The sequence below is a fragment of the Paenibacillus gorillae genome (assembly GCF_000513275.1).
In the GTDB taxonomy this organism is placed as follows: Bacteria; Bacillota; Bacilli; order Paenibacillales; family Paenibacillaceae; genus Pristimantibacillus; species Pristimantibacillus gorillae.
In genome coordinates, this window is the sequence record NZ_CBVJ010000116.1 from 17,947 (window position 1) to 37,337 (window position 19,391).

The following is a 19,391-nucleotide window of genomic DNA, read 5'->3' on the forward strand; positions in this document are numbered from 1 at the left end:
CGCTGCCCGTCTATAAACCAAGTCTGTGTTACAACTGGGCTGCTGGTGCTTGGAGACGGTCAAAACTGCGTTACTCCTGTGAGTTTGAAGGTCCTCCGCTTATGGCCTCGTTGCCGGAAAGTTAAGGAACTGTCAGCAGCATTGAAAAATGTGTCATAATACGACACAATAAATAGATAGAATTGCATTCTTTATTAATGAAGGAGGCCTCTCGTGGCATTAAACCGAAGATTGACTACCGACCGGGATTTCGAGGAGGCCGTGCAGCGCGAAATTCGCGTTCGCGTGTTCCAAGATGATTATATCGTGACCAGCAGCGGCATCATTATCCGGTTCGATGAAGAGACCGCCGTCGTACAGTCCAGTGTAAGCGAGATTGCATACCACGACCGACGGACTTGCGAGTTTTTTGAAGTACGTAAAAAATAGGAGTGCAAGGAGCTATAGACAATCATGTCTCTGAACGCCTCACATGTAAATATGAATACCACTCAGCCTAAAATATTGATTATGACAGCCGTTGCGGCTGAACGCGATGCTGTTCTGCGCGGATTGCAAGGCGACACCCGCTTCGAGGTACGAGAAGCCGGCGTTGGACCTGTTGCAGCAGCTGTCAGTGCTGCAACAACACTCGCGCTGGCTGGTGAAGGCGCGTACCGCCTCGTCATTTGCGCGGGCATCGCCGGCGGATTCGTTGGCCGTGCTGCCATTGGCTCAGTCGTCGTGGCGGACGAGCTCATTGCCGCCGACCTCGGCGCCGAGACGCCGGAGGGGTTCCGGCGCGTCGACGAGCTTGGCTTCGGCAGTGCACATATTGCCGCTGACGCTAAGCTTGGGGCTCGCCTGATCGAAGCGCTGCGCTTAGCCGGACTTACCGCTGTACAAGCTCCCGTCCTCACGCTTTCCACCGTGACCGGAACGGCAGCAACAGCGGAGGAGCTGGCTGCGCGTGTTCCAAATGCAGCGGCGGAAGCGATGGAAGGTTTCGGTATCGCCGCCGCTGCACAAAGCCATGGGCTTCCGGTACTGGAAATCCGCGCGATCTCCAATGCTATTGGTCCACGTGACCGGGACGCATGGCGTATCAAAGAGGCGCTGCAATCGCTGGAAGCAGCAAGCGCCGTATTAATGGAGGTAATCGAATCATGACGACTGCAAGCGACAGCTTGAAAATCGCTTTTTCCCCTTGTCCCAACGACACTTTCGTCTTCCATGCCTGGGTGCACGGCCTTCTGCCTGATGCGCCAAAGCTGGAGGTTACGTACGCAGATATCGATATTACGAATCGGCTTGCATCCGACGGAAGCAATAAGCTCGATGTGCTGAAAATTTCATATGCCGCCTTGCCCTGGGTGCTCGACGACTATGCACTGATCCCTTGCGGCGGCGCGCTTGGCCGGGGCTGCGGTCCACTGGTTCTGACGAACGGCGGTTCCTCCGATCCGGCTTCATTGAAGGGACGCCGCGTCGCTGTGCCAAGCGACCGCTCCACCGCTTACTTGCTGTTCAGACTATGGGCAGCCCAGCTTGTTCCCGGCGGGGTTGGCGAGATCGTCGTCATGCCGTTCCACGAAATCATGCCCGCTGTTCGTGACGGCCGCATCGATGCCGGACTCGTCATCCACGAGGCCCGCTTCACTTACCCGAACTATGGCTTAACGATGCTCGCCGATCTCGGCAGCTGGTGGGAGTCGGATACCGGACTCCCGATTCCGCTCGGCGCGATTATCGCGCGCCGCTCGCTTGACCTAGCGGCTATTAGCCGCTGGACGCAAGCTTCGGTCGAGCATGCCTGGAAGCATCCGCAGCTGTCGCAAGCGTATGTCATGCAGCATGCGCAGGAGATGGACCCGCAGGTCGCGCAAGCGCATATCGACCTATACGTGAATGACTTCACTGGAAGTCTAGGCGGCAGCGGCTATGCCGCCGTCACCTCCCTGCTGACACGCGCAGCCGAGGAAGGGCTCGTTCCCGCCATCGATCCGGCTAAATTGCTGCTTCCTTAGCTTGAAGGGCTGTGCCATCTTAGTGGCACAGCCTTTTCCATGCCCATGGCCTACAGTTGCGTTTGCACCAACGCCCCTCATGTGCGCATCCGAAACAACAATGTTACTTAACTAACTTAACCATCCCTGTCCCTTCCTACTATTAAAATCAAACTTTGTGCGCACCCCATACTCTGGAACGAACCAGCTTCGCTATTTAGCGAAGACAAGTTCGCTGCGCTACCTGTTGCAAGCATGCCTTTCAACTACAGCGAAGCTAGCTTCGCTACTCGTGAACCTAGATTCACCAACTGCGAAATTCAGTTCGCTATAGCTCAAACCCCGCCGCTCCAGCCACCCATTAGCGAATTTAGCTTCGTTAATTAGCGAATCAGCTTCGCTGAACAACAATGTTACTTAACTAACTAATCATCACGCCATTTCATCTGAGGCCCGCCGCCTCATCCATCATCCGTAATCGCCCAGTCCCCAGAGGAATGCAACCACGCGAAAAAGCCGTCATCCCGAATCAATCGATTCAAGATGACGGCTTGTTGATCTATTAGTGATACAGTGCTCCGGCTTATACGTCGGAGTCGTCCCATTTCTTCGAATAGGCTTTTTTCGTTACCCACAACGTCATCCAAGTGAGCACAGCAACAATAATAATAGCAAAAATCCATACACCAGCTGGTACACTGCCCATGCATGACCCTCCTTTGCCTTTTTCATTATCATACCGGACATTAGAGGTGCGTACTCGCTTTAATTATTAACATTTTGCAACTTTTCTGGCATAACCCTAATGGTTCCCAGCGGCACATAGCTCACAAAAACACGCTCAGCCAATGACTTAATTGTAGTATGCTTCATTAACTAGCTTGGCATACAATCTACAGCAGTTGCTCTAATGTCGCCAACGCGCGCTTTGAGGCCGCTTGTTGCTCCTCATCACCTTCGTACTCCACGGTATACCAGCCATCATAGCCGATTTCCTTCAACTGTCCGATAATAAAGGGCAAATCAACAACACCTTCGCCCGTAACGCGTCCGGCATAAGGCTGTCCACTCAAAGAGCGGTAGAACGAACCATTATAGTCCTGTTCCACTTGTACAAAATCCTTCACATGCACATGCCTAACCAGTGATTTCAACTCTTGAACCGCATTGCTGGGGTCCTCATCAACGAGCAGAAAATTGCCAGCATCAAAAGTAGAGCGCAAATTAGGCGAATTTACATCCTGTATAATTGCAGCAACCTGCTCAGCTTTGCCAGCGAGCAAGCCGTGATTTTCTAGGCATAGCACGATACCTTGCTCTTCCGCATACGCCGAAGCTTCCTTTAGACCATCAATAATCCAGGACCGTACCTCGTCGAAAACAAGCCCGTCCCGCAAGTCGCCTGCAAATACGCGCACGACACCCGCTCCCAGCAATACGGCGTTATCAATGCTTAACTTGATGTCAGCCAATTGAGCCTGCCGTTTCTCTGGATCAGCGTCGGCAAAATTGTTAGAAGCGCCAAAACAAGCCAGCTTAAGGCCAGTACGGGCCAAAGCATCCTTCACTTCCTCCGGGTCCCGTTCCGGATTCCAGTAGAAGCTGAGCAGCTCCACACCCTGTGCATCCGTCGTTGCCGCAAATTCGATAAACTGCGCATTTGTCCATCCCTCGTTATAGTAGGAATGGCAGCTCCATGCGCTTAGCGCGATTTTTGCTCCCATGGTGATCCTCCCGCATGCCCCTATTTAAAAGAATGAAGAAACTGTACCGCTTTGCGAATATCCGTCTCCGGCTGCTCTCCCACTTCACGTTCGATCGTCAAGTAGCCTGTATAACCGATCTCTTTCAGTGCCGTCAGATAAGCCGGAAAATCTACGCCGCCCTCGCCGAGCGGAACCTCCCGGAAAAATTCGCCTCGCGTTACCATTTCCGATATCGTGTCGTGATCCATCTCGCCATAACCCAAGTAGCCGTAGACCGCTCGCGGATCGACATCGGCAAGCTTAATGCCATCCTTGGCATGCGTATGAACGATATAGTCCTTCAGCAAGTAGACGCCCTGTACCGGATCATCTCCTGTAACCATAACCATATTCGCCGGATCGAAGTTCACTGACACCCCGTTCGTAGACAGGGAATCGAGGAATTGCTTCAATCTTGCCGCTGGCTCTGGTCCCGTCTCTATCGCAAAATAGGCGCCTTTATCGCTCGCATAATTGCTCAACTCCTCGCAAGCTTCCTGCATCGCCGCATAAATCTCCGAGCTGCTGTCCTCCGGAATGATACCGATATGCGTCGTTACAATCGTTGTACCGAGATCGAGCGCCAGATCAAGAATACGTTTGGACTTTTCAACCTTCTCCACGTTGGCCTTCCGGTCTTGAAAGCCATGACCGCCAAGATCACCGCAGAGGGCCGATATCGTTAAGCCAAGCGATCCAATGTAGTCCTTCAATTCCTTGCGTGCTTCCGCCGTAAGATTATCCGGGTCCATCTCGCCGCTTACCGCATAGATCTGAACGCCATCTGCGCCAACCTCTTTCGCTTTCTGCAGACCGCCTCGCAGACCTGCACCAAAGCTTTCTACGATTACGCCAACCGGATTGCTTATTTTCACCTCAGTCATCGTTATCCTTCCTCCCCAGCGCTCAGTACGATCTCGCGGCCTTCTGCTGCCGATTGATACACCGCATTCAAAATCCGCATCACTTCCAGACCGTCTTCAACCGGACTGACCGGCACCGCTTCGCCTTTGCAGCAAGCGACAAAATGAGCAATCTCGTTATTGAAAGCCGACTGAAATTGGAAAGTGAGATGATCGATTTGCGGCTCTATATTCACAATCGTATTGAACTGTTCGCTCACGATGACAAGCTCCGGCTCCAGCTCCGCGCCGCCTTTTGTGCCGAAAATTTTCGCCGATGATTCATCTTTGGAAGCATGAAGCGTAAAGCTGACGTCGACATACAAGCTTGCCCCGTTCTCGAATCGGATAAGAGCATTGGCCAAATCCTCAACATCGTTTTTTATCCGCATCATAATCGGCCGCTTGATAGAAGGAAAGACCCTCCACATGAGAACGGTTGCCGAGTTGACGATACGTATTGCCGCTGACCGACTTCACCTTCGGCTTGCCCATCAAATACCAGCATACATCAATCATATGTACGCCAAGGTCGATGAGCGGGCCGCCGCCGGAACGCTCCTTGTCTGAGAACCAGCCGCCCGGATTGCCGAGCCTACGTATAATCGACGCCTTCGCGTAATAAATATCGCCAAATGCGCCGGCTTCTCTATATTTATTCAATAGCTTCACCTGATCGCTGTAACGGCGAACGAATCCTACAAGCAGCAGCTTACCCGTCCGTTTGACGGCAGCCTCTACCTGCTGAGCCTGTTCAACTGTCTGCGACAACGGCTTTTCGCATAGTACATGCTTGCCTGCTTCCAGAGCCGCTACGGCAATTTCCGCATGCGTGTTATTCCATGTGCAGATGCTTACGGCATCTATCGCCGGATCGGCAAGCAATTGTTTGTAATCGGTATAAATGTGAGGAATGCCGAAGCGTTCCGCCTTCTCTTGCGCGCGCCCTTCGTTAAGATCGGCAATCGCTGCCAATTCTACTTCGGGATGAATGGAATATGCCTGTAAATGTGTACTGGAAATGGAACCTGCGCCTATAACGCCAACCTTTAATGTAGTCATCGTTTTCTTCGCCTCCATGCTTCATATAACTAATCATTGCATCCTTAGCCATTCAAACTTAACATGATTATATAAAGGAAAGGAATGAACAACATGGTTAAGTTCATGGATTATATGATCAGCACGGAACCGATACGGGTAATCGATCTGACCCTCGATCCGGCTAAGCTTTCTGTTCGTTCACTCGTCATCCGCAATGTCGGCCATTTACCGGGAAGAACCATGTTTCGCCATGAAGCGGTATTCCATCATTGGGCCATCGTATATATAGCAGGAGGCTCCGGGAGCTTTCAAATGAGCGGAGGTTCTCCCCAGCGGGTCAAAGCCGGAAGTCTATTTTTCTTCCAGCCCGGTGTCGTCTATAACTATGGCCCTGATGAGGGCGGGTACTGGGACGAGTTTTATTTTACAGTTAAGGGGAGCCGCATTGAAGAATGGATTCGGGACTGGACTATCCCCGTCCGATCGGTTGTCTACCCGGGAGTAGACGCATCGCAGCAAAACCGGATTGACCGGATTTTCGCCTTGATGGAGAGCGGGCAGCCGGCTAATGCCGACCGGGCGGCGTTACTGCTCGAGGCGACCGTTTTCGAATGGATACAACGCCAGCAGCCTTCACCAGCCAATGTCAAAAACGCGCGTCTCGCCCAGCTTCTAGAAGACTTATCGCAGTCGCTGCATGAGCCCTTCGATGCCAAAGCTTTTGCCGAGCGCCATCATTGGTCGCTCTCGACACTTCGACGCACCGTCAGTGAATATACAGGCTTCGCGCTGCATGAATATGTGCATAGGCTCAAAATCGCCGAAGCGAAAAACCGGCTGCTTAATACCGATCAGCCTGTGAAGGAAATTGCCGCTTCACTCGGCTATAGCGATGTGTTCTATTTCTCGCGGCTGTTCAAGAAGCTGTCCGGTGAAGCGCCCAAGCTGTTCCGCGAGCAGCGGCAGTCGCAGCGCTAACGAGAACAGACTGTATCCGCAAAAAAAAAGCCCTTCAAGCCTCATCGTCAGTCTCCCACGGGGGATGGCTCGATGGCGGGTTGAAGGGCCTAGCTTACTGCTCTAACCGTTTAGGACTTAGACTGAGGAGAAGCTTCCGTTTCGCATGCCTCTTCGGCAGCCGACTGGAACTCCTCTTCATTGCTTTGCGCCAGCTTATCTCCGAATTGGTCTAACCGGTCCGGGCTGCTTGCCGGCCCATCGTTATCGGGCTTGTTGTTTCTGCCTGACATTAGAACACACCTCCTTCATGAAAAATTCAACTTCCTTGGCTATCATTGCACGCTGCTTCTTCCGTTATGCATCCGTTGTGTGCCGGCATAAACACTAAGCTCCCCTGCCATTCCATTGAGAAAAAGCTTGACTATTATTTGGATAATCTTGTATATTGATAGCGATTCAACCAATTTAATCGGCTAACACTGGGAAGCACCCGTAAGAGAGAGGCGCAATGCGCCTTCCTTTTGCAGGTGCATTTTTTGCATGTTCAGCCGTAAACCAAGGAGGTTAAGACCATGTTGTTGAGAAAAACGAAGCTTGTCATCATCATGCTGGCGCTGTCTTTTGCCGCCGCCGTCTCGCTGCCCATGCCTGCCGCCAACGCCGCCCCATTCGAGTTCACCGTTACCGCCAAAACTGCCTACGACAAAATGATTGCGGCAGCTCCTGCCGCAACAGCAACAAAGCTGGCCAAACAGTACAGCGACTTGCAGACATCGCAAAAATCCGACATCGAATGGGATAAAAAAATTAACGATCTCCATTATCGAAATGAGGAGAATATGCTGGCTGCCCGCGCCAAAGTGAAAGAAATCGATGTCGCCAAGCACGCCAAACTTTCTGAAGCGATTGTTCAAGCCCGCAAAAAATACGAGCCGCTCTTCAATATGCACGAAACGTTGAAGAAACAGCTCGCAATGGCGAAATCCGCCAAAAACAAGATGATGGTGTCTATTCTGCAGCCTCAAGTGGATACGGCCAAAACCGCAGTCACTATAGCAAAGGAGGATATTAAACAGAAGGAATCAGCGTTGAAAAAAGCGAAAGCAGAAACGGTAGCGACCAAGAAACAAATTAACGCCACCTTATCCAGCGCCGATACGCTGAAAATTAAAATTAAGGCAGCGAAAGGAACGATCAGCAGCTTGAAAAAGTCATTTTCGACGGAGGGGACTTTACTGAATCAAGCTGTTCGCAAAGGAGATGCGGCAGCCTCCTCCACTTCGTTCACACGCATGCTGTCCTGGCAGCAGCAAATCATCGAGCAAAAACAGAATATTTACAGCTATGAGCAGCAGATTAATGCGGTAATCGCCAAAGCCAATGGACAAATCCCGAAATAACTCTATAAAAAAAGCAGGCAGCGGTTATTGAGCCGCTGCCTGCTTGAACAGTTGACGCACTACAGAGAGTAGGCCGTTTCTGTGAAGCTTCCTATTATGTTCTCAAGTTCAAACTGAACAGCATCAAATTTATCAACATCGGATAATGCGATGAACTGATGAACAGCTGTCTCTGTCTGAATAACAACCACCAAATATACGTACTCGTAGGTCTCAATTTGAGTCTGGATAATGAATTTCTGCGCGTCATATCCGTTTACTGTGACTGCCTCTGGCTCCTCAACGATTGTCGTATCGTCGTACATCATCAAGTTTTCCATAAAGGTTTGTGCATAATCACTTAGCAGATCCGAATCCGCTTCGCCCGGCTCTATATTCTGGGAGATGACCATAAGCGAATTGTTCTCGAAGTCAACCAATGATAGATTAACCTCATTACCCTCTTCAGACGCCGCACTCTCTTCCCAATAAGAAGGAGTCGTCACTTTAAATGTAGCGTCCTGGCTGGTCCACTCGATATCCCCTGTAGATTGCTCCTCTGATTCAATACCTTCGCTGAACTCCGATTGAAAATCACTTAGCAAGTTTCTGTCGCTGTCGTTGCTTGCCTTGACCAGACTGACAATGCCTAATATCCCGCCAATGAGGCCAATCAGAGCAATGACCGTAAATACCGGTGCCAGCACCACGTTATTTCCTCGTTTGTCCGGTTCTAAATCCCGAACTTTGACGACATAGGTTTTGGCCGCCATATCGCCAAGCCGCTGCTTATTTCGTGTAGCAAGCACCGTAATACCCGCCGGCAAACCTCCCGCCAGAAACGGGTTGGTGTCAATGATTCGTACAGAAGATCGAATTAGGCCTTTAACAAAGCCGGGAGTACCCCCTTCTCCATTCACAACCCGAATTCTAACCAGCATTTTACCAAGCGTATAACCGGTGAGTCCCTCTAGTAAAATATAATAGGCAAACACCAAGAGGGGATAAGCAACAACGATCAGCAGAATTGCGCCTAAATTATCACTTCTGATGTAAGAGCCCAGCATTCCGTAGAATGAAAGCAAAATCAAGAGCAATAGAATAGAATCGATTATGGTAGCGCCCCATCGGCGAAAAAAAATAGAGCTGGAATACGTGGCAGACAATGCCTGCATCGGAGGCTCCGGCGCTTGGTTGAAATAATGTGGCGGCGGGCTTAGCGGCGCACCGTTACTTGATTGTGCCCCGTTCCATGGCTGCATTCCATTATTAACATCATCATGACTCAAAAATCGCACCCTCTTTTTACATATTATCTCAATATTAAAACACCCCTTCCTTAAAGCGTCAATTAGTAGAGACACTTCCTCTCCCAAGCGCACCCTTCGACAGCCGCTGTCGAAGGGTGTTTTTTGAGTATATAGTGCTAATGTCGCAATTCCGCTATACTAGAGAGACGAATAGAAAATGCTGGAATAGAATGATTTCCGTGCGTTAAGGAGGACTTTCATTGAGACTAATGCGAATAGCCGTGTTCCTCGTTCTTTGTATGCTGCTTGGGACAAGCACGATCTTTGCGGCTGAACTGCCTAAAAATCTAGGCCATGTACAGGACCGTGCCCAATATTTTCAGGAGAAGGATAAAAAGGTGCTGCGGGCAGAAGCCGTTAGCGGCAGCTTACACTACTATATTCTTACCATTCCGACGCTAGGCGGCGAGGATTCTGCAAAGTACGCCACCTCCGTCTATAAAAGCTGGAAATTGACAAAAAACGACGTGTTAATCGTAATCGCTGACAAAGAGCGGCGCGTAGAGGTTAACTTCAACAATAGCGAGCTTCAGAAAAAGCTCGATAAGCTGCCCGCCGACTATGACGGCGACGGAAATAAAAACGAAAAGAAGCTGGTAGAATTCGTCGATAAGCATTTCATTCCCTCCGCCAAGGAAGGCGACTTTGTAGGTGCTGTACGTCAATTAATGACCTCTATGAATAAGCTGATGCCGGCGGCGGCGGCTAAACCTACCGAGAAACCTGCTGCTGCCGGAGCGCAAAGCCCGGTAAAAACCGATGGTACAAAAAAACCGGAAAAGACCGAGAAACCGGAGAAAACAGAATCGTCTGGTGAGCCTGTTAACGTAGCACCATTTTTCATAGGCGTGTTGATATTCTTCCTTTTCATAGCATTCATAATAGCAGCAATTATAGTACTGAAGCGTTTGTTCAGCGGCTTGAAGCTGAAGAAGAAACTTGCGGAAGTTCGTGAGCAGATTGCGATGCAGTCCGTTGAGCTGGCGCAGGCGCTAGATGCGCTTACGCCGCTTGCGGAGATGAGCCAGGGCCGAACTGGAGCTGTGGTCAAGGACCAAGAAAAGCAGCTAACAACGCTTCTGCTGGAAACAGAAAACATCGGCAAAGAAATGGACGCCAACTCCATTATGGTTTTGAATACGAAGATGCTCTTTTACAACCTTCTGCTCTATACGGAATACATGGTAGAAAACGAAAAGAAAATGGCAGTCGTTACACGCAAGGCCAATGAGCTAGCCGATGCCGAGAAGAAGCTCGGACCGTTCGCCAGCCGGATCGCCGGCAACTTGAATCGGATCGAAATCGGCATAAATGATATGGCTCAAAAGCTGGGCAGCCAGCTGCTGCCGCTTCGCCAGTCGCTAGAGGATGCCAAGAACGTACTTGCCAAAGCAACAGAGCAATCCGCTTTCGATGTTCTCTCAGGGACGGAATGGGCCTTGAAAGCCGAGCGTACCTGCAATGCCCTGCAATCAGAATACGATGAACTGGTAGAGCTGCACGGCCAATTGATCGGATTCCCTGAGCTCGAACGTAACTGCCGGGAAAGTGTCAAGGAAATCATTCAATTTCATAATTTGCATGCATTCGAAGAGGAGACGCTCTCTCTGATCGATCGCAGCAATACGCTATCAGAGCAGATGCTGACTGAATTGAAGCAAGGCCAAGTCTCATCCGCACGCTCCTTGTGGGAACAGTGTCAGAAGCTCCTTCGTGAAGCCGTGACCAGCGTTACTAAGCTGAGTGAGCTGAGAAGAAGCAATATGGACAAGGCCGACGCTTTGGATCACAAGCTTAAACAACTCATCGTTACACGCGATAAATTAAACGACGAGCTGCTGCAATTATCTCACCGCTATGTAAAATCACTGTGGGCAGATATGAAGGATGAATACGACCAATGGTTAACTGATCTTACTGCGGCAACCAAAGATCTGGATATTGCGAAAGCCCAAACCGGAGATCGGGAGCAAAACTTCGAGTCTGCCAAAAATATTTTCGATGACTTATCCGAAGATTTCGAGACATTCGAAGCTGCTGCAGCCTCTATGCTGGAGACGATCGAGCAATGGGATAAGGCCAATTATGGGCTGCGCAACCAATTCGATGCCGATCTTTCCCTCTACAACCAAGCCATCGAGCATTGTAGGGCAAACCGTATTTTTCTGACGCCAGAGTTCTTGCAGGAGGCAGAGAGCGTCATTCGCACGCAATCGGAGACATTCCAGAATGCAGCAACCAGCAGCCCATGCAACTTGATGCTGCTCGAACAATACGGTGACAGCTTCCACGAAGCGGTTGCATCAATCTGTACGATGATTCAGCGGATCGAACAAAACAAATATACAGCCGTTCAAAAGCTTACCATGCTGGACACCTCCTTTAAGCAGCAATTGGTGTTGGCCAAAGGAATGCTGTACAAACGGAAGATTAAGCAATCTTATAATGAATTGAAAACCGCCGCAGAACGCTGCATTCAGACCGGCATGTATGAAGAAGCGCTAGAGTGGCTCAAACAATTGGAGGAGTTCGTCCTCTCCCTTGGCAGCGCCAATCGTATCCAAAGCCAGCTGCATGCGAATGCGCAAATGCAGCAGCAGCAGCGAATCCAAGCGACTCGAACCGTTGTATACCACCAAACAACAAATGAGGAACGGGAAGAACGACCTCGTCCTAAACCTCCGAAACCAAAATCCGGCTCTTCCTGGTTTAGCAGCAGTAGCAACAGCAGCAGCTCACGGCAACCAGACAAGAAGCCAGAAACAAAAAATAGCAGCGGCGGCTCTAGCTGGGGCAGCAGCAATAGCAACTCTTCCGGCGGATCTTCATTCGGCGGCGGCAGCAGCAAAGGCTCCTCGTCAGGCGGATCTTCATTCAGCGGAGGAAGCAATAAGAACAACGGCGGCGGGAATTCTTCCGGCGGCTCCAACTGGTAATCAATATTTTAGGGAATTAGAGAATGGCGGTACTGGGGATCTGATCCCCAGTACCGCTATTTTTGGCTTTCTAGCAAGTTTGTTGTGCGAACATGGCCCCAACTTAAGACGGGTATTTTCATCCGCCGCAAGTCTATTTCAAGTGCTGCTGCTCCAATGATACAATGGAAATAATAAAGTAAACTTATTCCAAATATTCAAAGGAGATGCCTCCATGAAATTGAGCGGCAAAATATTTCGATTATGGGCGTTTGGGGCACTCGTTTTTTTCTCCCTGGCGATCGGTGCTTACGCACTTATGTTTTATAGTTCGCCGGAAGGTCTGCGAGAGCAGTTATTTGTTACGGAAAAGGGGGCAATGCCCGCCATTTGGTACGGAATCCTGTGGGCGCATGCCGTGTCCGCCGGAATCGCCTTGGCGATAGGCTGGCTTCAATTCGTGAAGCGGCTTCGCCATAGGATGCCTTCGCTTCATCGGGCCATTGGCTATTTATACTCGGCGGCGATAGCAATCGGCGGTCTTACGGGCCTTTATCTCGCCTTTTATTCAAATGGAGGCTGGAGCGCCCGCATCGGCTTCAGTGTCCTGTCCATCCTCTGGCTCTACACGTTGTACCGGAGCCTGGAGAGCATCATCGTCAATCGCGATGCCGCCAAGCATGGCCGCTGGATGACTTATAACTATGCGCTTTCCTGCGCTGCAATTTCCCTTCGCCTCTATACAACGTTGGCAGCAATCATTTTCGGAATTAGCGATACGAACGAGAGCTTTGTAGTAATTGCCTGGCTCGCATGGGTGCCTAATCTGCTGCTCGCCCGGTACATTCTGGGCAAGGGCGGGAGAACGAATAAAAGGCCTTATAATAATCAAACAAAGGGCGTTATTTTCTAACAAAAAATCGGCGAGCATCCAGCTCGCCGATTTTTATGTTCTGCCGCTAAGGTCTGCGCGCCGGCGACCGATGTATGACCGAGTACCACGTGCCGCGACGGCACCACGCGCCAGGAGGCGCGAACCATGTTAACGAGCACACGGTGCTTAACGAAGCTGGTTCGCTATTTTGCGAAGCAGATTTCGCTATACGGGCGTTCAATCCGGCTAAAATACGAAAAGCGAAGCAAGTTTCGCTTTTCATGAACTTTGGTTCACGAGTTGCGAAATTTGCTTCTCTATTACAAGCTGCCTCCCGCGCTGCAGTCTGGGCAGCGAAGTTACCTTCTCTATTTAGCGAAACTGCTTCGTTCTGACGAATACTTTTCAATTTCGGCTTGAGTACAGGCTTCACCCCCATGCCCGTTTCACAAAGCGTTAGCAAAATCGGGCTCTGCATGCACCCTCATACTGCTCCCCAGTCAGTCTGTAGAGCTGACTAGCTCACCCTCACACCCATTACGGCTACCGCGCACCTTTCTGCGAACCGATAACTGCAATGATTGGCACCTCTTGCCGGGAAGCTTTTTTCTCTCTGGCTCTCCTGTTCAGCTCGGCATGCAAACGTACAGAAAGCCTGCGCAAATATTCAAAGTTCGGAAACACGACGAGATCCGACAAATATGCCGGTGTAGTGCTCCCTGGTTCCCGGGCCTTGTTCAGCGCTGTGATCATATCTTCCCCTGTCTCGATACCGACGCCATGTCCGAAGAATAGATTGCCGTTCAGCTTAACGACGTTCTCCCCTTGCCATTCCGGCGTATTCACATTATGATCCGGATTTTTGAAATAAAGGACATCGCCGGGGAATGATTCTTTGCTGTCATGTGTCGAGATGAGCCATAGATCGCTGTCGTGATTCCAATCGCGCAAATAAAGGTTGGTGAAATACAAGTTGAACGCGTCGTCGCCAATGACGTCAAGAATGGCTTTATACCAGGTAATTACGATGGCAGTGGCGCATTCGAATGCGTATTGCTTTCCATTGGTGAAAATATCGCGAATGGCATCCGACGGCCGAACTCCGTTATTCAATTGGAAGCCGCCGCTGCTAGTCCGCGTCCAATATTGGCTGTTGCTGCGTGACTTCTCAAAAATCGCAAACGAAGCATCACTGTCGTGAAGCGCTTTGGCCGCATTAACGATGCTTTGCCGCATAGCCAGCTCGAATCGCAACGCCTCCGGCGAATCAAAACGATAGACGACCGGGCTCATCTGCTTGTCGCGAACAATCTCCTTCTCCAGCGCCGATAAAGGCATTTGTTGGATCGCCTGCTCCGTGTTGACGCCTGAAATGACAATCAAAGCTTCCCCTCCTCATGCTCTAAGGTTCATTAGGTTATTGTACGTACACAACCGCCTATCGGTGTGGGCGCATAATTCCCCGATAAAACTCACCCCTTCTTACGAACGTCTGCTCATTCATGACTCCGCCGCTATTAGCAAATAACCACTTCTTTTAGCGATTGAACACTACCTTTGTCAGACCGGAAGGGACTTCCGCAGTCAGAGCGAATACCTGATATATTCCGAACCGTGAGGTGATCATTCATGACGTTGCTGAAAACGAAAGAAGCTGCTCAGCAGCTTGCTGTCAGCGAAACGACCGTCAGACGTTGGGTCTCCCTGTTCCCGTCCGCTTTTCCGAAAGATATGTTTGGCCATTATATTTTTGATGATGCAGCTCTGGATAAGTTGAAACGCATTAAATCCGAACTGGAGGAAGGCACTGGCCTGCTGGATATCAAGCTGCCGATCAGCGGAGAGCCCCTCCTGCTGTCTCCCCAATTGCAACCAGCCTATTTTGCAGCTGCTTCGTCGGCTCCGCCAGTTACAGAAGAACCCGAACCGCTGCTCATCCGGCTTGGACAGCTGGAAGCATCCCTTTCCCATAAAGCAGATGAGGTTGTCACTTTCCAGCTGCTGCACCACCGGCAAGAGATGGAAGAAATACGCCAGACCCTCGCCCAGCTCTCGGCAAGCGTCGAGACACTGTATGCCGCACTTCAAAATGCAGCTGTCTCCAGACCTCCTTCCGAGTATCTTCCGGATCTTCCCATTGCAGCAACCGGCAGTCGTGCTAAGAAAAAACGCATGCTTCGGACGATTTTCCCATTCCTATGATTGGTATCTGGAAGAAACGGAGCCGTCACCTACTCCTCCTCTTCCTCAATCGTTAGAATCAGCTGGTTCGAATCGGAGACACCCCGCAATTGTCTGGAGGTCGACGGAAAGAAAAATGTCGCAGACACCTGAGCTGGCAGCAGACCGTTGCCTGGTTCTGCCTTCAGTATGACTCCGTACGTAATTACGATTGAGTTTCCTGGAGCCAGCTCTCCAAGCGGTACGCCTGCGGAAAATTCATTAGCGGGGAGCGGTACGCCGTTCCTTGTCAAGCTTCCCGGCAATGCGGAGGTCAACGGAGGCAGCAGTTCAAGTAAAGTTATGCCTGTCGCTTCCGTTAAGGAAGGATTCTTGACCGTCACGGAAAACACGATTGTATCTCCTGCCATCGCTGCCGAACGATTAGCGCTTAATTGTACGGCCAGACCAAATACCGTATAAGCTGCAACACTGCTGTCCAGGCTGAGCTGATCCGAGGTCAGCTTAACACGGTCGGTCACAACGCTGCCCGGCGCTGCCTGCACAACAACCCTTACATTTCCTCGCAAATCAGATCCCTCTACAAAACGATTCAGCCGAACGGATCGAAGCAGCAACGAGTCCCGGATGAAGACGTTGGTCAAATCAATATTCCCCGTATTGCGTATCAAGACGACATAATTTACGGCTTCTCCTTGAATGACTTCGGCAGGTGCCACTGATAACTCCAAGCTTGCATTCGGCGACGCCAGCACCACCACATCGGCGGATAAGCTCATCGCTTCCGTCTGTGCACTGTTTACCGATAGCGAACCTTTAATGATCGTACCCGGCGCTGTATCCGGAAGTACGGCAAATATCCCCTCCAAGCGATAACTCTGACCCGGCAGCAGCTGCTGCAGCAGTCCATTGTATTGAAAAAGAGGAGATTTCAATTGAATATTTCTTACGGTGACACCCGATATATTCGTTAAAATAGCGGTAAAAACAACCAATTCGTTAGGAGCAGCCAATGAACGATTAGCAAATCCGGTCAAACTTAGCATAGCTTGTGCCGGAACACGTCCTGGCTCTGGCTGTGGTTCTGGTTCTGGCTCCGGCCCTGGTTCTGGTCCTGGCTGCGGCTGTGGCAATGACACTGTCGTAATGATCACTGATGCATCATCCATGATCGTACCGAGTGTAGCGCTCTGCGCGACGACGGTATTGCTGATAATCGTGTCTGGCGGCGTCTCCTTTGGAATAAAATAGCTTGCTGTGACAACTGCTGTTTCACCAATTTGAATTGGCGGAACGGTTTGGTTGAGTCCAACGAGCGAGTCTGTCAGCGTAATATCCGTCAAAACCGTATTACCTGTATTAATTAGTGTTATGGTGTATTTGATTATTTCGCCGGGACTCGCAAATTCCCTGTCAACATCTTTGGCAATGAGCAGTCCAGGACTACTCCCTATCCTTACCGTATTAGATGCTTGCTCGACGCCATATGCCGATCGCAACGTTGCCGTGTTGTCGATCGTGCTCCCTGCCGGCGCCCCAGCAGAAACTTTAAATAATTGCGTGTAGGTGACGACAGAGTCTGGAGGCAGCGTATCGATCGATTTATTCAAACCCAGCATTCCGTCGATAATTTGCAGATTGTTAGCCGTCGTACTAATAGAGTCGTTAGAAATCCGAATCGCATACGTAATGACATCCCCAGGCAATGCCTCATCCATATTGCTCCTTTTACTCAAGCTGACTGCAGGATTCTCAGTCACAAGTACTGTCGCAGAAGCTTGGAGATACCCCGGAAACAGAAGGTTGGCAGCCATCAGCCTTCCTGTACTGGTAATGATCATACCCGGCTTCGCATTCTGCGGGATAATATACGTCTGTGACAATAGTTCTCCAGAGAAAACTGTGCCTAGCACTTTGGATACGCGCAGCGAATTGTCGGTAACTGTCGCATCCGTTAACGGTGCATTCCCATTATTGACTAACAAATAACGGAATACGACTTCCTCTCCGGGAAGAGCTGTCTTCTTATTCACCGTTTCAATGAAGGATACGTCTATGGGCAACGCCTCAATAACAATCCGTGATGAGGCCGATTGCTCCGCCGTTTGATCGCTTTTTACAGTGACGGTGTTGTCATATTGCTCCCCCGCTCTCCCCTCTCTAATGACCGCATTGAATTTACTAACGTATATTTGTGCTGGGGCTAATGTCGCCACAATTTGCTGAACGCCAAGCAGACTATCATTAATCGTAATATTGGTTATTGGAACAATCCCGGTATTGCGCAGAACGACCTGATATACGAAAGGAGTACCCGGTACCCCTGCAAACTGCGCTACGCCTTGCGCGGTTTTTGTCACCGATAGCGAAGGCAGGTCGCAATGATCCGGCAAACTGCCCATGAAAGGATAAGAAGCTTCCATCAGACTATTCGTATTGCCATCGTAGGACAATGCAATCAACTGGCCGTTCAACTGGCCTGAGCCCATAGCCGTTATAGCTGCTAACGGTGCCAGCACCGACCCCGTGATAATTAAGCTGCGGTGTAAAAAAACAGCAGCCTCCGGTGCATTCCAAAGAATACGGCTGCCAGGCGCAATAGAATCGCTATCGCCTGGCAGCGTAATGCTGTAGCTGCCAAAACCGATATCATTACCGAGTAAGTTGATCAATGCGAATGAGCCGCTTGGAATGTTAATCGTGACGTTGTTCGCTCCTGCAAGCGATAGTCCGCTTCCATCGATATTGCCGGCATCGAACGTAAACACATTCAGCGCCGGATCCTGTCCTGTTAGAACCAGGCCACCAAATTGATTCACTGCTGTACCATTGACCGGCAGCGCCGCCCATGCGGCAGAAGAGCATTCCAGAAAAGATTGCACTTCTGCAAAATCAATTCTTTCGTCAACAAGAGGCTGACCGGTCACTCCATTCCGGTTGTTCATCGTATATTGCATCACTTCCGAGGCTGGAGCGGCAATCGTATTGCCGTTATTGGTTCCCCTAATAATGCTGATATCGCCATCTATTATTAATTGCGCATCCGTTGTCGAGACAGGCAAGGCTGTTCCTACGGAATAGTCCCGATAGCTAACCCTTCCACCAGCCGCTACTCTCCCTTGGGAGGCGGCATTCACCTGCATATGATCTCCGAACAAAAAAACATTAAATGCATTGGCTGCGCCAAAATTCATACATGTATCAGCCTCCCGCTCCCGATGATCCTCTTCTCATATATAGTGGCGAGAACGGTCAAATATCCCCGAAAACGGACATTACCAGTAAAATAGATAGTCTAGCAGGCCAGCATTATCAGACAAGCTATATGCGCAGCATATGGATAAGCAATGAAATCCGTATTTTTGCCTATGAGCACTTCATGCTATTATGGCGTTATTACAGGCACGAATAAGAAGAAATGGAGGATGCTCAGATGACAAATCTGATTAGAGCGGCCGAAGCGGGACGGACGGACGAGGTGCTTCGTGAATTGGAACGGGGTGCCGACCTCAACGGACGGGATTCCAGGGGACGGACGCCGATTATGGCGGCTGTGCACGGCAACAAACCGGAGACAGTCCGGGCGTTAATCGAAGCCGGAGCGGATATCAATCTGCAGGATAATCGCAAGGACAACCCTTTTCTATATGCAGGCGCCGAAGGTCTTTCGGAAATATTGCAGATTCTGATCGAAGCCGGGGCAGATCCTGCGATGACGAACCGGTTCGGCGGTACGGCTCTCATTCCGGCGGCGGATCGCGGACATGTAGATATCGTCCGGATGCTGCTTGCAGACTCCGGGGTCTCCATTAATCATGTCAATAATTTAGGCTGGACGGCATTGCTTGAGGCGGTCATTCTAGGTGACGGCGGCCAACGGCACACCGAAATTGTACAGCTGCTCATCGACAATGGCGCAGACGTAAATATCGCCGACCACGACGGCACGACACCGCTCCAGCACGCGAAGAAACGCGGCTATCAAGCGATGATTGCCGCACTCGAAGCAGCTGGGGGCAAGTAAAGCCGGCGCGCCAGCCGCTTTTATGCGGAAAACAGATCAGGCAACGGCTGGCGGCTCACAGGGCCGGATAAC

Annotated in this window: 16 protein-coding genes and 1 pseudogene; 9 read left to right on the plus strand and 8 right to left on the minus strand. The window is 50.5% G+C overall.

Annotated elements, in window-relative coordinates:
• Positions 1-213 precede the first annotated feature (213 nt).
• From TY10_RS22105 to TY10_RS22115, 3 genes are read left to right on the plus strand one after another with little or no spacing between them, the layout of a single operon-like run.
• Positions 214-429, plus strand: coding sequence for a hypothetical protein (locus TY10_RS22105; RefSeq protein ID WP_042168370.1), 216 nt, complete (start codon positions 214-216; stop codon positions 427-429).
• 24 nt (positions 430-453) lie between these two features.
• Positions 454-1,149 (plus strand): futalosine hydrolase, encoded by a 696-nt coding sequence (locus TY10_RS22110; RefSeq protein ID WP_042168373.1) that lies wholly within the window; start codon positions 454-456, stop codon positions 1,147-1,149.
• A gap of 17 nt (positions 1,150-1,166) precedes the next feature.
• A complete protein-coding gene (locus tag TY10_RS22115) occupies positions 1,167-2,006 on the plus strand; it encodes a 1,4-dihydroxy-6-naphtoate synthase (protein WP_042168435.1) in 840 nt (279 codons plus the stop codon).
• Between the two features lie 562 nt (positions 2,007-2,568).
• On the opposite strand, the gene TY10_RS32155 is transcribed toward TY10_RS22115, so the two are convergent.
• The 4 genes and pseudogenes from TY10_RS32155 to TY10_RS22130 all read right to left on the minus strand — a co-directional run bounded on the left by TY10_RS32155 (position 2,569) and on the right by TY10_RS22130 (position 5,694).
• Positions 2,569-2,691 (minus strand): hypothetical protein, encoded by a 123-nt coding sequence (locus TY10_RS32155; protein ID WP_272945319.1) that lies wholly within the window; start codon positions 2,689-2,691, stop codon positions 2,569-2,571.
• A 187-nt stretch (positions 2,692-2,878) separates the two neighbouring features.
• The gene (locus tag TY10_RS22120; protein WP_042168376.1) at positions 2,879-3,709 is read right to left on the minus strand and encodes a sugar phosphate isomerase/epimerase family protein; all 831 of its coding nucleotides are present in this window, start codon (positions 3,707-3,709) and stop codon (positions 2,879-2,881) included.
• A 20-nt stretch (positions 3,710-3,729) separates the two neighbouring features.
• Complete coding sequence (locus tag TY10_RS22125; protein WP_042168379.1) at positions 3,730-4,614, minus strand: sugar phosphate isomerase/epimerase family protein; 885 nt, start codon at positions 4,612-4,614, stop codon at positions 3,730-3,732.
• Between the two features lie 2 nt (positions 4,615-4,616).
• A pseudogene (locus tag TY10_RS22130) lies at positions 4,617-5,694 on the minus strand (Gfo/Idh/MocA family protein).
• A 93-nt stretch (positions 5,695-5,787) separates the two neighbouring features.
• Between TY10_RS22130 and TY10_RS22135 the strand changes: the two are divergent.
• Positions 5,788-6,654, plus strand: coding sequence for a helix-turn-helix domain-containing protein (locus TY10_RS22135; RefSeq protein WP_042168380.1), 867 nt, complete (start codon positions 5,788-5,790; stop codon positions 6,652-6,654).
• 110 nt (positions 6,655-6,764) lie between these two features.
• Here TY10_RS22135 and TY10_RS31105 read toward each other — a convergent pair whose 3' ends face one another.
• Positions 6,765-6,926, minus strand: a complete 162-nt coding sequence (locus tag TY10_RS31105) for a hypothetical protein (RefSeq protein ID WP_202903218.1) — start codon at positions 6,924-6,926, stop codon at positions 6,765-6,767.
• A gap of 282 nt (positions 6,927-7,208) precedes the next feature.
• Between TY10_RS31105 and TY10_RS22140 the strand changes: the two genes are divergently transcribed.
• Positions 7,209-8,036, plus strand: coding sequence for a hypothetical protein (locus TY10_RS22140; protein WP_042168382.1), 828 nt, complete (start codon positions 7,209-7,211; stop codon positions 8,034-8,036).
• Between the two features lie 59 nt (positions 8,037-8,095).
• Here the strand turns inward: TY10_RS22140 and TY10_RS22145 are convergent, their stop codons facing one another.
• Positions 8,096-9,304: an RDD family protein gene (locus TY10_RS22145; protein WP_052350706.1), complete on the minus strand. Its 1,209-nt coding sequence runs from the start codon at positions 9,302-9,304 to the stop codon at positions 8,096-8,098.
• Positions 9,305-9,534: 230 nt separating this feature from the next.
• Between TY10_RS22145 and TY10_RS22150 the strand changes: the two genes are divergently transcribed.
• Entirely contained in the window at positions 9,535-12,261 is a 2,727-nt protein-coding gene (locus TY10_RS22150; protein WP_042168384.1) for a TPM domain-containing protein, read from the plus strand.
• A 214-nt stretch (positions 12,262-12,475) separates the two neighbouring features.
• A complete protein-coding gene (locus TY10_RS22155) occupies positions 12,476-13,153 on the plus strand; it encodes a DUF2306 domain-containing protein (RefSeq protein ID WP_052350707.1) in 678 nt (225 codons plus the stop codon).
• A gap of 504 nt (positions 13,154-13,657) precedes the next feature.
• Here the strand turns inward: TY10_RS22155 and TY10_RS22165 are convergent.
• Positions 13,658-14,497, minus strand: coding sequence for a protein-glutamine gamma-glutamyltransferase (locus TY10_RS22165; RefSeq protein ID WP_042168388.1), 840 nt, complete (start codon positions 14,495-14,497; stop codon positions 13,658-13,660).
• A 246-nt stretch (positions 14,498-14,743) separates the two neighbouring features.
• Here TY10_RS22165 and TY10_RS22170 point away from each other — a divergent pair, with 246 nt between their 5' ends.
• Positions 14,744-15,316: a MerR family transcriptional regulator gene (locus tag TY10_RS22170; protein ID WP_042168392.1), complete on the plus strand. Its 573-nt coding sequence runs from the start codon at positions 14,744-14,746 to the stop codon at positions 15,314-15,316.
• A gap of 29 nt (positions 15,317-15,345) precedes the next feature.
• Here TY10_RS22170 and TY10_RS22175 read toward each other — a convergent pair whose 3' ends face one another.
• Positions 15,346-18,489 (minus strand): choice-of-anchor A family protein, encoded by a 3,144-nt coding sequence (locus TY10_RS22175; protein ID WP_042168395.1) that lies wholly within the window; start codon positions 18,487-18,489, stop codon positions 15,346-15,348.
• 239 nt (positions 18,490-18,728) lie between these two features.
• Between TY10_RS22175 and TY10_RS22180 the strand changes: the two genes are divergently transcribed.
• The gene (locus TY10_RS22180) at positions 18,729-19,319 is read left to right on the plus strand and encodes an ankyrin repeat domain-containing protein (RefSeq protein WP_042168397.1); all 591 of its coding nucleotides are present in this window, start codon (positions 18,729-18,731) and stop codon (positions 19,317-19,319) included.
• Positions 19,320-19,391: the final 72 nt, after the last annotated feature.